General features: G+C 66.8%; 14 protein-coding genes. 7 read left to right on the top strand and 7 right to left on the bottom strand.

Annotation, left to right across the window (positions count from 1 at the left end; all coding sequences use genetic code 11):
- Positions 1–11: 11 nt before the first annotated feature.
- The 5 genes from AC1Z3W_RS04080 to AC1Z3W_RS04060 all read right to left on the bottom strand — a co-directional run bounded on the left by AC1Z3W_RS04080 (position 12) and on the right by AC1Z3W_RS04060 (position 5,621).
- Positions 12–1,484 carry an amidohydrolase family protein gene (locus AC1Z3W_RS04080; RefSeq protein WP_483507093.1) on the bottom strand — a complete coding sequence of 491 codons (1,473 nt, stop codon included), beginning with the start codon at positions 1,482–1,484 and terminating at the stop codon, positions 12–14.
- A 103-nt stretch (positions 1,485–1,587) separates the two neighbouring features.
- Positions 1,588–3,066, bottom strand: a complete 1,479-nt coding sequence (locus AC1Z3W_RS04075; protein WP_057925822.1) for a sodium:solute symporter family protein — start codon at positions 3,064–3,066, stop codon at positions 1,588–1,590.
- Entirely contained in the window at positions 3,063–3,275 is a 213-nt protein-coding gene (locus AC1Z3W_RS04070) for a DUF3311 domain-containing protein (RefSeq protein ID WP_014900269.1), read from the bottom strand. The genes AC1Z3W_RS04075 and AC1Z3W_RS04070 overlap by 4 nt, the downstream gene beginning before the upstream one ends.
- Positions 3,276–3,313: 38 nt before the next feature.
- Entirely contained in the window at positions 3,314–4,441 is a 1,128-nt protein-coding gene (locus tag AC1Z3W_RS04065) for a porin (protein WP_483507826.1), read from the bottom strand.
- A gap of 292 nt (positions 4,442–4,733) precedes the next feature.
- Positions 4,734–5,621: an IclR family transcriptional regulator gene (locus AC1Z3W_RS04060; RefSeq protein ID WP_057925823.1), complete on the bottom strand. Its 888-nt coding sequence runs from the start codon at positions 5,619–5,621 to the stop codon at positions 4,734–4,736.
- Between the two features lie 293 nt (positions 5,622–5,914).
- Between AC1Z3W_RS04060 and AC1Z3W_RS04055 the strand changes: the two genes are divergently transcribed.
- Genes AC1Z3W_RS04055 through AC1Z3W_RS04025 form a run of 7 tightly spaced genes read left to right on the top strand, consistent with a single transcriptional unit; the run spans position 5,915 to position 12,757 of the window.
- Positions 5,915–6,997 carry an ABC transporter ATP-binding protein gene (locus AC1Z3W_RS04055; RefSeq protein ID WP_483507092.1) on the top strand — a complete coding sequence of 361 codons (1,083 nt, stop codon included), beginning with the start codon at positions 5,915–5,917 and terminating at the stop codon, positions 6,995–6,997.
- Positions 6,998–7,999 carry an ABC transporter permease gene (locus tag AC1Z3W_RS04050; RefSeq protein ID WP_483507091.1) on the top strand — a complete coding sequence of 334 codons (1,002 nt, stop codon included), beginning with the start codon at positions 6,998–7,000 and terminating at the stop codon, positions 7,997–7,999.
- Entirely contained in the window at positions 7,996–8,790 is a 795-nt protein-coding gene (locus AC1Z3W_RS04045; RefSeq protein WP_057925826.1) for an ABC transporter permease, read from the top strand. The genes AC1Z3W_RS04050 and AC1Z3W_RS04045 overlap by 4 nt, the downstream gene beginning before the upstream one ends.
- On the top strand, positions 8,790–9,131 hold the full coding sequence (locus AC1Z3W_RS04040; protein WP_124835617.1) for a (2Fe-2S)-binding protein: 342 nt from the start codon (positions 8,790–8,792) through the stop codon (positions 9,129–9,131). The genes AC1Z3W_RS04045 and AC1Z3W_RS04040 overlap by 1 nt, the downstream gene beginning before the upstream one ends.
- Entirely contained in the window at positions 9,128–10,570 is a 1,443-nt protein-coding gene (locus AC1Z3W_RS04035; RefSeq protein WP_483507090.1) for an FAD/NAD(P)-dependent oxidoreductase, read from the top strand. Before AC1Z3W_RS04040 ends, AC1Z3W_RS04035 begins: the two co-directional genes overlap by 4 nt.
- The gene (locus AC1Z3W_RS04030) at positions 10,563–11,714 is read left to right on the top strand and encodes an NAD(P)/FAD-dependent oxidoreductase (protein ID WP_175827271.1); all 1,152 of its coding nucleotides are present in this window, start codon (positions 10,563–10,565) and stop codon (positions 11,712–11,714) included. Before AC1Z3W_RS04035 ends, AC1Z3W_RS04030 begins: the two co-directional genes overlap by 8 nt.
- The gene (locus tag AC1Z3W_RS04025) at positions 11,711–12,757 is read left to right on the top strand and encodes an ABC transporter substrate-binding protein (RefSeq protein WP_057925830.1); all 1,047 of its coding nucleotides are present in this window, start codon (positions 11,711–11,713) and stop codon (positions 12,755–12,757) included. Before AC1Z3W_RS04030 ends, AC1Z3W_RS04025 begins: the two co-directional genes overlap by 4 nt.
- Positions 12,758–13,084: 327 nt before the next feature.
- Here the strand turns inward: AC1Z3W_RS04025 and AC1Z3W_RS04020 are convergent, their stop codons facing one another.
- Both AC1Z3W_RS04020 and AC1Z3W_RS04015 read right to left on the bottom strand, forming a co-directional pair.
- A complete protein-coding gene (locus AC1Z3W_RS04020; protein WP_483507089.1) occupies positions 13,085–13,975 on the bottom strand; it encodes a hypothetical protein in 891 nt (296 codons plus the stop codon).
- Complete coding sequence (locus AC1Z3W_RS04015; RefSeq protein ID WP_242431791.1) at positions 13,941–14,345, bottom strand: hypothetical protein; 405 nt, start codon at positions 14,343–14,345, stop codon at positions 13,941–13,943. The genes AC1Z3W_RS04020 and AC1Z3W_RS04015 overlap by 35 nt, the downstream gene beginning before the upstream one ends.
- Position 14,346 lies beyond the last annotated feature (1 nt).

The following is a 14,346-nucleotide window of genomic DNA, read 5'->3' as shown; positions in this document are numbered from 1 at the left end:
AAACCCGTCGCTCAATAGCGGCTGCGGCCCCAGAGCGTCTTCGGCTCGTCGAGCAGGCGACGCAACCCGCTGCGCTCGATCATCGTCTGCGCGACGGTCATTACACGCTCGAGGATCTCGTGCTCGTCGACCGACAGCACGCGACGATCCTCCATCAGCACCCGCCCGCCGACCATCGTCATGCAGACGTCGGCCGCATTCGCGAAACACGTCACGCGATACACGGGCATGTTCATCGGCATCATGTGCGGGCGGAACAGGTCGACGAGGATGACGTCGGCGAGCTTGCCGGCTTCGAGCGAACCGAGCTCGCGATCGAGCGACAGCGCCTTCGCCGCATCGATCGTCACCATCTCCAGCACCTTGCCGTGCGGCAGCACCTCCGGGTCGCGGAAGTGGCGGCGATGGTAGTGCATGCACTGCCACATGTGACGGAACATGTCGTAGCCGCGATCGGGCGCCGCGCCGTCCGATGCGATCGCGACGGTCACGCCCGCATCGATCAGCTCGGGCACCGGGCAGCGGCCGATGATCGACATGATCGCGCTCGGGTTGTGGACGATCGCGGTGCCGGTTTCCACGCACGCGGCGATGTCGTCGTCGGTCAGGTCGATGCTGTGCGACATGAACGACGTCGGGCCGAGCAGCCCGAGTTCGCGATGAGCGAACGCAAGCGTGCCGGCGCGATGGCCGTCCTGCGTGAACGTGAGGCCGCGCTCGCGCGCCAGCGCGCCGTAGCGCGCCGCCTGGTCGCGGAACGCGCGCTCGTACTGTGCGAGTTCCGGATCATGCTCGGGGCCATACACGGGCAGCGTGAGCGCGATCCGGATCCGGCCGTCGGCATCGCCGTGGCATTCGTCGACGATGCGCCCGCACACGTCGTACATCGTGTCGAAATCGATGTCGCGCGTCTCGCTGCCGTCCGGCGTGTGGCGCGTGTAGGCGCGCGGCGCGGGCGGCCGTGACGGGCCGACGGCCACGATCGAGCGCGTGCCGGTGCGCACGACCGCGTCGCAATGGCGCCGCGCGTAGACGGGATCGTCGACGCGCATGATCGAGTTACCGCCGCCGAGCAGCGACACGCCCGTCGTCACGCCGGCCTTCAGCCGCTCGAGCGCCGCGAGGTGCGATTCGGTTTCCCAGAACGCCTCGTCGGACGCGCGCGTGTAGATCGTCTCGGCCGCGGCCGACCACGCATCGCCATCCGCGCCGCCGATCGTGCGCAGCATCGCATGGCCCGCGTGCGCATGCGCATCGATCAGGCCCGGCAGCACGGCCTTGCGGCGTGCGTCGATCGTGCGCGCAGCACGATAACGCGCGTGCAGCTCGGCGGTATCGCCGACGGCGACGATGCGATCGCCCTTCACGGCGACCGCCCCGTTCTCGATCACGCGGCGCTGCGGGTCCATCGTGATCACGCAGCCGTTGGCGATCAGCGTATCGATTGCTTCACGCCGGTCGTCGGCTCTGTCCTCGGTAGTCATCGATTGGTGTCCTGTTGTCATGCGAAATGGTTCGGGTGCCACCGAACGGAAAAACCGCCGGGCAGCAGCCCGGCGGCTCGACGGCGGCAACACGAATGGGCCGTTACGCGGAGCCGACCGGCGCCGCCACCCGCGCCTTCAGCTTGCGCTGCACCGCGCTGATCGCGATGAACACCACCGCGTTCACGGCAAGTGCGACCAGCCCCGGGTTGATCGACGTGAGCGTGCTCGATGCGCCGGGGAACAGCGAGGCGAGCGTCACGCCGTAGTAGTTCGTCATCGCGATCACGATCGCACCGGCGACGATCCCCGCGAATGCGCCTTCCCGCGTGCCGAACGGCCGCTTCAGGAAGCTCGACGCGAGCATCGGCACGAGCTGCGTGAGCAGGCTCGACGAGAAGATCGCGAGCGTGACGAAGGTCGCACCGCCGCGCAGCACGAAGTACACGACGACCAGCGTGAAGATCGGCAGTGCGATCCGCGCGACGCGCGTCACCTGGCGGTCGGTCGCGTTCGGCGCGAAGCCTTCGCGATAGATGTTGCGCGCGATCGTCGTCGAGGCGTTCAGCATGATCAGCGACCCCGGCACCAGCGCGGTCAAGAGGCCCGTGCCGCCGACGACGCCGACGAACCACGCCGGGAACGTCTGCTTCACGAGGCGCAGCAGCGCGAGATCGGTCTGCGCGCCTTCGAGCCCGTGCACGGTCATCACGGCAGCGAAGCCGACGAGGAACAGGAACGCGATCAGCACCTGGTACAGCGGCATCAGGATCACGTTGCGGCGCAGCGCGCGTTCGTCCTTCGCGACATAGATCGCGGTGAAGCCGTGCGGATACAGGTAATAGCCGAGCGACGTCAGCAGGATCGTCGAGTTGTACCAGCTCAGGTTGAAGCCATGCTCCGGCATGCGAAGCAGTTCCGGATGCACGGCGTCGATCTTCGCGAACATCGCGCCGAGGCCGCCGTAGTAGTGGATCGGCAGGTAGAGGCCGAGGAAGATCGCGATGCCGAGGATCAGCACGTCCTTGACGATCGCGATGTTCGCCGAGCCGTGGATGCCCGACACGACCATGTAGACTGCCATCAGCGTCGCGGCGATCCAGATCGCGGCGGCCTGCGGAATCAGCCCATACGACATCTCCGACACGATCACGCCGAGCCCGCGCAACTGGATCATCAGCAGCGACACCATCGCGAACACCGCGACGACCGACACCAGCACGCCGATCGCGCGGCTGTCGTACTTCGACGCGAAGTAGTCGGCGAACGACACGAGCCCGCGTTCCTTGGCATAGCGCCACACCGCGGGCAGCATCCAGTAGCCGATCACGAACGCGAGGCAGCCGTACGACAGGATGTAGAACGCGGGCACGCCCTTGCTGTAGGTCCAGCCGCTCGCGCCGAGGAACGAGAACGTCGAGAACGCCTCGCCGGCCATCAGCAGGAACGTGAGCAGCGAGCCGAAGCCGCGCCCGCCGACCGCCCACTGCTCGAGCGTGAGCTTGCGGCCGCGCCGCGCCATCACGCCGATTGCAAGCGCGAACACGGCGAACGCCGCGATGATGATGATCGATGCGTTCATCGCGCGTCTCCCGTGCGGCCGTCGCGGGCGGCGTCGCGCTCGTCGAGGTGGAACAGGATCGCGAGGATCGCGGCGGTCGCCGCCATCCAGATCAGGTTCCATACGAGCAGGAACGGCAGGCCGAACAGCAGCGGCCGCACCTCGGCGATCGAGCCGCCGGTGTACATCCCGACGAACGGCAACGCCGCCAGCAACAGTTTGAATTTCATCTCGTCTCCTCCGGAAGACGCGCGAACGCGTCGGAACATCAGAACTTCTCGCGAATGCCGACCACCACCGCGACCTGCGACGTCGTCGACGACGGGCCGTCGGTACCGTCGATCCACGCGTGACCGACGCCCGACGACGCCTTCTGGTAGAAGCCGTTCACGTACACGTCGGTGCGCTTCGACAGCAGGTACTGCGCGCCGGCCGACACCTGCTGGTAGTGACCGCCGTCGCCGTCGCGCGCGACCTTCGTATACGTGTAGCCGGCCGCGGCCATCAGCGCGGGCGTGATCATGTAGCGCAGGCTGCCTTCGTAGTTGCTGAAGCGCAGCGCACCGCCCGTCGCCTGGCCGAAGTTCGAGCCCGTGTACAGCAGCCCGAGCGTCGCCGGCCCGATCGCGTAGCTGCCGCCCGCGCCCCAGATCTGCTGGCGGATCGCGTTCCCGAGGCTCGCACCGAACACCGATGCCGACGCCGGATAGTAGTTATCCGAAGCAACCGCGCCGCTCGTGCTGACTGCCGGATGATTCACGCGCGCATAGGCGGCACCGGCGTTCAGCGGCCCGTTCGCATACGTGACGCCCGCGCTCCAGCTGTTGTCGTTCGCGAAGCCGGTCGAGTTGGAGAAGCCGTAAACGAGGTTCGCCTGCAGGCCCGCGATCGTCGGCGACACGTATTTCACCGCGTTGTTGGTGCGGAACGTGTTGTTGATGTCGTCGTTGTCGAGCGGGTGCGTCGAGTACTGCGCGAGGAAGCTGCTCATCTGCAGCGAGCCGAGGATGTCCTGCGTCGAGTTGTACTGGCGGCCGAGCGTCACCGCGCCCCAGTTCGCGCCGCTCAGGCCGACCCATGCGGAACGGCCGAACATCCGGCCGCCCTGTCCGAGCGCGCCGTTCGCGACGTTGAAGCCGTTCTCGAGCCGGAAGTTCGCCTTCAGGCCGCCGCCGAGATCCTCGGAGCCGATCAAGCCCCAGCGCGGGCCCGATTCGTTGCCGCCCGTGAACTGCCACAGCGCATGGCCCTTCGCGTTGTTCGTGTAGGTCACGCCGGCGTCGACGATCCCGTACAGCGTCACCGTCGACTGCGCGTGCGCGGCGCCGGCGCACGCCATCGCAATGGCCGCGCTCATGCACGCGACGCCCGTCTTCCTGCCCATCATTCGCACCATCTCCGTCATCTCCTCTCCAAACCTGCTTGTCGATGTTGTGTTTTGTCGATGCTGCCCATGCGCCCGATCGGGTTGTATAGACAGTCGCTGGATGGTATCCAGCCGCAATTGCATCAAGAAATGAAATGTTCAACTGGCCGGCAGTTGAAAATCGAATGGAGAGGAAACGAGTCGGCCGCGTGTGCCGTTGCAAGAAAAACGAAAGCGCGCGAGTCCGCCGGACAACGCGCGCTTTGATCTGACGTGAAAGGCTCGCGCAAGCAAGCTGACGAAATGGCGACGCGCGCGGCGTCTATGCGGTTTTCCCGGATAGACCGTGCATCGGCCGCCGCAACGCGGCGTCGAACGGGTTCGTGCGCGGGCCGATCGCGTCGGCCTGGCGCCTGAGCAGTTCGACGACCATCGGCATCCGGTCGTCGCCCAGGCGCGATGCCAGCGTGCCAACGCTCAACGCGCCGACCGGATAACCGGTGCGGTCGAGGATCGGCACCGCGACGCCCGCCATCCCGTCGAGCACGCCGCTGTTGCGGCCCGCGTAGCCGAGCTGGCGCACGCGTTCGATCTCGGTGCGCAGGTACACCTCGTCGAGCACGCCGTACCCGCGAATGCGCGGCACGTTGAAGCGGATCACTTCCTCGCGCTCGGCCTCCGGCAGGAACGCGAGGATCGCGAGGCTGCCCTGCCCGACGCCGAGCGCGATGCGCCCACCGATGTCGCCGGTAAACGAGCGGATCGGGAACGGCCCTTCGCACAGGTCGAGGCATACCGCGTCGAAGCCGCTCTTCACCAGCAGGAAGATCGTCTCGCCGAGACTCGCACAGAGCCGCAGCAGCGCGGGCCGGCACAGCGTGCGCATGCTGCTCGGATTGCCGGCCAGCGCGGCGAGTGCGAAGAAGTCGACGCTCAGCCGGTACAGCTTCGACTGTTCGTCCTGCTCGACCATCCCTTCGGCAATCAGCGATTGCAGGATCCGGTGCGCGGTGCCCTGCGTGAGGCCGACGGCTTTCGCAAGGTGCGTGACGCGCACGCCATCCTGCTGCATGCCGGCCAACGCGCGCAGGATCGCGAACGCACGCTGCAGCATGCCGGTGCCCGGCGCGCCGGCCGGGTCGGCAGCCTCTTCGTCCGGGTGCGGCACGCGCGCGGCTGGCGATGTTCCGGGCGATCGGGGTTCCTGCATGCCGACTCTCCTCGAAAATTTCATTGAACGGAATAGGGCAGCCGCCATTGTCGTCCCGCCGAAAGGCTTCGGACATCGGGTGTGCACGGGATTGACGCGGGCTTTTCACAACCCGACCGCCCTTCATCCAGCGGAACGATTTGCCTTTGGTTTGCCAATCAATTCCGCTCATCGAAATTTTTCGAAAATTCCTCTCGTTGAGCAGAATTCCAAATTGACGCTCCGAAATATGGCTGGCTAGAGTCCGCGTCAATGACGCATCGGCCATCCGGTGCGCGAACCCGGAGCTCCCCATGTCGTTTCTCACGCTTACGAATCTGACGAAATCGTTCGGCGAGCTCACCGCCGTCGCCGACGTCAACCTGTCGGTCGAACAAGGCGAATTCGTGTCGCTGCTCGGGCCGTCGGGCTGCGGCAAGACCACGACGCTGCAGATGATCGCCGGCTTCGTCGACGTCACGCGCGGGCGCATCGCGCTCGACGGGCAGGACATCACGCACATGAAGCCGAACCGCCGCGGGCTCGGCATCGTGTTCCAGAGCTATGCGCTGTTTCCGCACATGAGCGTCGCGGAGAACGTCGGCTTCGGCCTCGACATGCGCGGCGTCGACAAGGCCGAGCGCGCCGAGCGCATCCGCGCGGCGCTCGCGCTCGTGCGGCTCGATGCGCTCGCGCACCGCTTTCCGCGCGAACTGTCGGGCGGCCAGCGGCAGCGCGTCGCGATCGCGCGCGCGGTCGTGATCGAACCGCCGGTGCTGCTGCTCGACGAGCCGATGTCGAATCTCGACGCGAAGCTGCGCGAGGAAATGCAGTTCGAACTGCGCGCGATCCAGCGCAAGATCGGCACGACGACGATCATGGTCACGCACGACCAGTCGGAAGCGCTGTCGATCAGCGATCGCGTGGTCGTGATGGAAGCCGGCCGCATCACGCAGACCGATACGCCATACCGCGCGTACGAACGTCCCGAGAACCACTTCGTGTCGCAGTTCATCGGCAAGGCGAACCTGCTGCCCGGCACGATCGTCGCGCACGACGGCGACGCGATCCGCATCGACCTCGGCCACGATCTCAAGGAGACTGGCCGCACCGCTCACCTGCCGGCGCGCGAGCGCGACGTGCGTATCGGCGACGCCGTGTCGATCTGCATCCGCCCCGAGAAGCTGCGGCTGTGCGCGCCGGGCGCCGGCCGCTTCGCCGCGACCGTCACGAGCCGCTTCTTCCTCGGCAGCCAGTGGCTGTACCGCGTCGACAGCGCGCTCGGCGAAGTGCTCGTGTGTTGCCAGAACGAAGGCGCGGAGCCGCTCGCGGAAGGCGCGCCGGTCGGCGTCGACTGGCACAGCGACGCCGTGCGCGTGATGCGCCGGGAGGCCTGAATGGGACAGCCTACCCGCCCGCTCTCGACCGACGGCGCGCCTGCCACGCTCGCGCAATCGGCCGGAGCCGCCGCTTCGGCCACGGCCTCGGTCGATACCGCGCCGCCCCGCGCCACCAGTGGTCGCGCGCTGCGTGCAACGTGGCGTGCGCATGCGCCGCTGTGGCTGATGTGCGCGCCCGCGTTCGCGCTGTTCGCCGCGCTCGTGCTCGTGCCGCTCGCGATGACCTTCGCGCTCACGTTCTATCGCTTCGACCCGGCCACCGGCCCGATCGCCGCGTTCCAGCTGGGCAACTACGCGGAAGTGCTCGGCTCGTCGTACTTCCATACGATCTTCGCGCGCACGTTCGGCATCGCCGCGCTGACCACCGCGATCTGCGTCGCGATCGGCACGCCCGAAGCGTACGTGCTGTCGAAAATGCGCGACCCGTGGCGCTCGCTGTTCCTGCTCGCGATCCTCGCGCCGCTGCTCGTGTCGGTCGTCGTGCGCGCGTTCGGCTGGAGCATGCTGCTGAACACGAGCGGGCTCGTGAACCAGGCGCTCGGCCTCGTCGGCCTCGGGCCGTACAAGCTCGAATACACGACGTTCGCGATCGTGATCGCGCTGGTGCACGTGATGCTGCCGTTCATGGTGATTCCCGTGTGGACCGCGCTGCAGCGGCTCGATCCGCAGACCGAACACGCGGCGCTGTCGCTCGGCGCATCGCCGTTCACGACGCTGCGCCGCATCGTGGTGCCGCAGCTGATGCCGGGCGTGCTGTCGGGCAGCCTGATGGTGTTCGGGCTGTCGGCGAGCGCGTTCGCGATTCCGGGCCTGCTCGGCGGACGCCGGTTGAAGGTCGCGGCGACCGCCGTCTACGACGAATTCCTCGGCTCGCTGAACTGGCCGCTCGGCGCGACGATCGCGGTGCTGCTGCTGGTCGCGAACCTCGTCGTGATGCTCACCTACTACCGCGTGCTCGAACGCCGCTACGCGCGCAGCCTCGGAGGCGCTTCCCGATGAGAAAGAACGGCCCCTTCGCCCTTGCGTTCCATACGCTCGTGATCCTGTTCGTGCTCGCGCCGCTCGTGATCGTCGTGCTCGTCGCGTTCACGCCCGACGAAACGCTGACGCTGCCGACGCACGGGCTGTCGCTGCGCTGGTTCCGCGCGATCCTCGACTATCCCGACTTCGTCACCGCGTTCGCCAACAGCGTGAAGCTCGCGTTCGCGTCGGCGACGCTGTCGCTTGCGATCGCCTTGCCGGCCGGGCTCGCGATCGGCCGCGCGACATTTCCCGGCCGCGCGTTCCTGAACGGCCTGCTGCTGTCGCCGCTCGTGATTCCCGGCCTCGTGCTCGGTATCGCGCTGCTGCGCTTCTTCGCGCTGATCGGCGCGACCGGCTCGTTCGCGTGGCTGGTGCTCGCGCACATGATCGTCATCACGCCGTTCGTGATGCGGCTCGTGCTCGCCTCCGTCGCCGGCCTCGACCGCAGCGTCGAGCAAGCGGCGTGCTCGCTCGGCGCCGATCCGTGGACGACGTTCCGCCGCATCACGCTGCCGATGATCGTGCCCGGCATCACCGGCGGCTGGCTGCTCGCGTTCATCAACAGCTTCGACGAGCTGACGATGTCGATCTTCGTCACGTCGCCGCAGACGGTCACGCTGCCGGTGCGCATGTACATGTACGCGACCGAATCGATCGATCCGATGATGGCGTCGGTATCGGCGCTCGTCATCTTCATCACCGCCGGCGCGATGCTGCTGCTCGATCGCGTGTACGGCCTGAACCGCATCCTGATCGGCCAACACTGATGTCGACTTCACCTTCAATCGATACCGCGGACGACGGCGCGCAGTTCGTGCGCGTCGCCGAACGCGAGCGCGCCGCCGTCGCGTTCACGCTCGACGGCCGACCCGCGCAGGCGCTCGCCGGCGACACCGTGCTCACCGCGATCCTCGTCGCGCAACGCCGCGTGCGCGTGAGCGAATTCAGCGGCGCGCCGCGCGCGGGCTTCTGCCTGATCGGCGCGTGCCAGGATTGCTGGGTGCGCACCGAGGCCGGCGCACGCGTGCGCGCATGCTCGACGCCGATCACCGAAGGCATGCGGATTCTCACGGGCGTGCCGCAGGCGGCGACGGGAGACACGCGATGACGAACGTCGCACTGCAACCGGTCATCGTCGGCGCCGGGCCGGCCGGCGTGCGCGCGGCCGAGGCGCTGGTCGACGCGGGGCTGCGCCCCGTCGTGATCGACGAGAACGCGCGCTGGGGCGGGCAGATCTACCGGCAGCCGCCGGCCGACGGCGCGTTCGCCCGCGGCAAACGCGTGCTGTACGGGTTCGAAGCCGCGAAGGCGGACGCCGTGCACCGGACGATGGCCGCGCTGCTGCCGCATGTCGACTACCGGCCGAATACGCTCGCGTGGGCATGCGGCGCGGGCCGCGTCGACACACTGCAGGACGGCCGCGAAACGACCGTGCCGTTCTCGCACCTGATCGTCGCAAGCGGCGCGACCGATCGCATGCTGCCGGTGCCGGGCTGGACGCTTGCAGGCGTCTATACGCTCGGCGGCGCGCAGGTCGCGCTGAAGTCGCAGGGCTGCGCGATCGGCAGCCGCATCGTGTTCGCGGGCACGGGACCGTTGCTGTATCTCGTCGCGTATCAGTACGCGAAGGCTGGCGCGCGGGTCGCGGCCGTGCTCGACACGAGCCCGCTGCGCCGGCAGGCGGCGGCCGCTCCCGCGCTGCTGCGCATGCCGTCCACGTTCGCGAAGGGGCTCTACTATATCGGCTGGCTGCGCGCGCACGGCGTCGCGATCGAAACTGGCGTCACGCTCGAACGCGTGCTCGGCGAGCGGCACGTCACGGGGCTCGCGTGGCATGCGGGCGGCGGCGACGCGCCGCCGCGGATGATCGACTGCGATGCGCTTGGCCTCGGCTTCGGGCTGCGTTCCGAAACGCAGCTTGCCGATCTCGCCGGTTGCCGGTTCCGATTCGATCCGCTCAATCATGCATGGCTGCCGGAACGCGACGCGGCCGGCCGCACGTCGGCGCGCGGCATCTACGTTGCGGGCGACGGCGCCGGCATCGCGGGTGCCGACGCGGCCGAAGCATCGGGCCGGCGCGCGGCGCTCGCGCTGCTCGACGACGCAGGCGTCGTGACGCGATCGCCATCGTCGGCCGGCAAACCCGATGCGGCGGCGCTGGAACGCACGCTTGCCCGGCTCGGCGCATTCCGCGCGGGCCTCGAAGCGGCGTTCGCGCCGCCGTCCGAGCTCGTCGCAGGCTGCCCGGACGACACGATCGTGTGCCGCTGCGAGGAGATCGACGCGGGCACGCTGCGGCGCTGCATCCGCGGCGGCGAGGCCACCGAAATGAACCGGCTGAAGGCGCTGACGCGCGCCGGGATGGGCCGCTGCCAGGGCCGCATGTGCGGCGACGCGACCGCGCTCGTACTCGCCGCCGAAACCGGTCGCCCGCTGGCGGACGTCGGCAGGTTGCGCGCGCAACCACCTGTGAAGCCGTTCCCGATCTCCGCCGCGCTCGCGGGCGACGACGTCGCGGCGATTCCCGACGAGGCGCGCGATGAGTGAGATCCGTCACTACGATGTCGCGATCGTCGGCGGCGGCCTCGTCGGCGCGTCGGCCGCGCTGGCGTTGACGCGGCACGGGTTGCGCGTCGCACTGTTCGAGCGCCGCGACTGCGGTGCGCAGGCGAGCGGCGTGAACTACGGCGGCGTGCGCTGCCAGGGCCGCACCGCCGAACAGTTGCCGCTCGCGCTGCGCGCGCGGCGCATCTGGGATCGCCTGCCCGAGCTGATCGGCATCGACGGCGAGTTCGTCGTGTCGGGCCATCTGCGGCTCGCACGCAGCGAAGCCGATCTCGATGCGCTCGATGCGTACGCGACGCTCGCCGGCGAGCACGGCCTGCCGCTGCAGGTGATGCGCGGCGACGCATTCCGCCGCCGCTATCCGTGGCTCGGCCGCGCGGCACTCGGCGGCTCGCTGTGCGCGACCGACGGACACGCGAACCCGCGCATCGTGTCGCCCGCGTTCGCGCGTGCAGCGCGCGCGGCAGGCGCCGACGTCTTCGAACACACGCCGGTCGACGACGTCCATCACGACGGCACGTGCTTTCACATCCTTGCAAGCGGCCGCGCATGCACCGCGACGTGGCTGATCAACTCGGCCGGCGCATGGGCGAACACGATCGCCGAACGCTTCGGCGAAGCCGTGCCGATGGAGCCGATCTACCCGAACATGTGGGTGACCGAACCGCTGCCGCCGTTCATCACGCACAACCTCGGCGTCTACGGCGGCGGCGTGTACGCGCGGCAGGTCGCGCGCGGCAACTGCGTGATCGGCGGCGGGCGCGGACGCGGCGACGGCGAGTTCGGCCAGCCGTCGGTCGACACGACGCGCGCGGTGATGCGCGATGCATGCGCGCTGCTGCCCGCCTTGCGCGACGCGCTGCTGATCCGCACGTGGAGCGGCGTCGAAGGCTGCACGCCCGACCACAACCCGATCATCGGTGCGAGCCGCACCACGCCGAACCTGCTGCATGCGTTCGGTTTTTCCGGCGGCGGCTTCCTGCTCGCGCCGGGCGTCGGCGAGGTGCTCGCCGACCTCGTCACGGCCGGCGCAACCGCCACGCCACTCGATGCATTCTCGATCGGCCGCTTCGCACCGCGAGCCACGCCGACCGCCCCTTTCCGTCAAGAGGAGACCCAACGATGAAACTGCTCGGAACGATCGCGGCGGCTGCCGCCCTCTGCATCGCAGGCGCCGGCGCGCCCGCATTTGCGCAAACGAAGACGATCTACGTCGGCATGAACGGCGGGCCGATGGAGAAGGCCTATACGAGCCAGGTGCTGCCCGACTTCGAGAAGGCGAACAACGTGAAGGTCGTCGTCGTGCCCGGCACGTCGTCGGACGTGCTCGCGAAGCTGCTCGCGAACCGCAACAAGCCGCAGATCCACGTCGCGTTTCTCGACGACGGCGTGATGGCGCGTGCGGTCAGCCTCGGCGTGTGCCAGAAGCTCGACGATTCGCCGGTCCTGAAGGAGCTGTATCCGTTCGCGCGGATGAAGGACGACGTCGGCGCGGGCGTGCAGCTCGGGATGACCGGCATCGCGTACAACAAGAAGCTGTTCGCGGACAAGGGCTGGGCGCCGCCGACGTCGTGGATGGATTTCGCCGATCCGAAATACAAGGGAAAGGTCGTGTTCCAATCCGCGTCGAGCAGCACGTTCGGGCTGCACGGCTTCCTCGCGATCAACCGGCTGCTCGGCGGCAACGAACAGAACGTCGAGCCCGGCTTCAGCAAGTGGGCGAGCACGGTGGGGCCGAACGTCGTCGAGTACATTCCGAACTCGGCGAAGATCTCCGAGATGGTGCAGACGGGCGAAGCCGGCCTGTTCCCGCTGACGCCGACCGGTGTCGGCGACCTGCAGGACAAGGGCATTCCGGTCGCGTATGCGAACCCGAAGGAAGGCCCGGTACTGTTGCTCGTCGATCTGTGCGTGGTGGCGAACAACCCGGATCCGCAGCTGGCGCAGAAGCTCGCGCAGTTCCTGCTGTCTGCGCCCGCGCAGACGAAGGCGGCTGACGCCGGCAAGCAGATCCCGACTAACCGCCTCGCGAAGATGCCCGCCGCGATGCAGCAAAGCCTCGGCAACATCGACGATCTCGTGCGCAAGGTGACGGTAGTCGACTGGACGGCAATCAACGCGCGGCGCGCGCAGTGGGATACGCGCTGGAACCGGCAGATCGAGCGGTGACGGGAGACGGCGTACGGGCGGCGTGGCAGACGCGGACGGCAGCAACGAGGTCGAACTAGGCTCCTTTATCGCTCTCGGCGGCCGCGCCAGCACCGCAAAGGCACCTCCGGTTTGCGTCGCCACGTGGCAGGGCGTTGAGCGACGTGTCGCTGAGCGCGCTGCCACATTGCGTGAAAGCCAGAAGCAATACACCGGGATGCGTTGAGATCGCGCTCGGCTTCAGGTCGAACATCCATGACCCGTCCAGCGAACACGACTACACGCGTGATCCGCGGCCGAGCGCTCGCGTGGGCATACGGCCGGGCTGGCCATGCTGCAATTTCCAGGTCAGCCTTCCTTCGTCCACTCCGGCTCCACGTATTCCTTCACCCACATCCACTGACCCGGCTCAAACAAGTTCGTGTACTGGTTTCGCTCCGCTTGCTCGCGAGGGGTCAGCGTGCGGACATCGGGGAATTCATGTCCCTTCCGGATCATATGAACATCCGAACTGGAAGTCCTGGTGTATCCCTGCCAGATCCCCGTTTCAGGGCACAACATGCCCGTACACAGATTCATCAGCCCGTATTTGTGGCGCTTCGCTTGTTGCTCTTCCAAGCGGCGCTGTTCGCGTTCCTCCGGTGTCAAAATCTTGTATATGCGGCTTATCTCGACTATCCACAATTGCTGCGGAAGTGATCCATCCACCGGATTTATGTAACCAAGATCGACATCGATTGGAAACTTACTCCCTGGAACGTCTTTTGAGCGATAGCGAAAGGACTGCAAGTTGGGAGCATCGGGGGTGCGCGTCCTTATTTCATTCCCATATCGACGATTCCCTCGAGAGTCAACCCAATAGTCCTCTAACTGGAGAAGCGACTTGATTTCCGTGTCGGGTAGATTGGCAACCCGTGTGTCAACGACAATTCTTACCCCAGCCGGAACAATTTTCACCTTATCGCGATCATCACTGTAGTCCTCCGGATCGTCGCCAGTGGAAAATTCAATCTTCGTCCCGCGCAGCGCACGATTTTTGTATTTATAAAGATACCCTTTTGCGGGAGGATGCGTCCAAGTTGTGTAATTTTTTCCAAAGACAATATTTTCAGGATCGTATGGCGCGTCATCGCGCAAGATCGCCATTGCTGTTCTAAGGATGGTGCGCAGCATGACGCGCTGCTCTTCGTCGGTCGTCTGCATTTCAAATCCCTCCCCCAATGGCGTTAAGTGAAGCATCGTATTCTCCTGTGCATGTGCCGGGATTACGCACGAAAGCACGATCAGGGCAGTCCCAATAGGCTTGCACCACCTCCGCACACGCATAAGCATCTTCCTCATGTAACTGGCTCCGGTAACCTTCTTCGAAATTCACCATCTTGGTCGCCATTTCTGGCGACACTCTCAACAGCTTGCACACCTCGGTCTGTGCAATTGGCACATCGGGTTTCATATAGGCTCCGCCCGGTTGATTTTGTATGTACGAAATCATCCAGGAATAGTGAAATATCAACATGCGGTGCAGTCCCGCAGTCACTCGCGCCTCGTCTGGGATGACGGTATTTTGGGCCGCATTGAAGACATCTTCCTGCGTGTTGCCCTTGTACACT

The sequence above is a fragment of the Burkholderia sp. 10_S31 genome, assembly GCF_056930375.1.
This window is presented reverse-complemented; position numbering and strand designations above follow the sequence as displayed.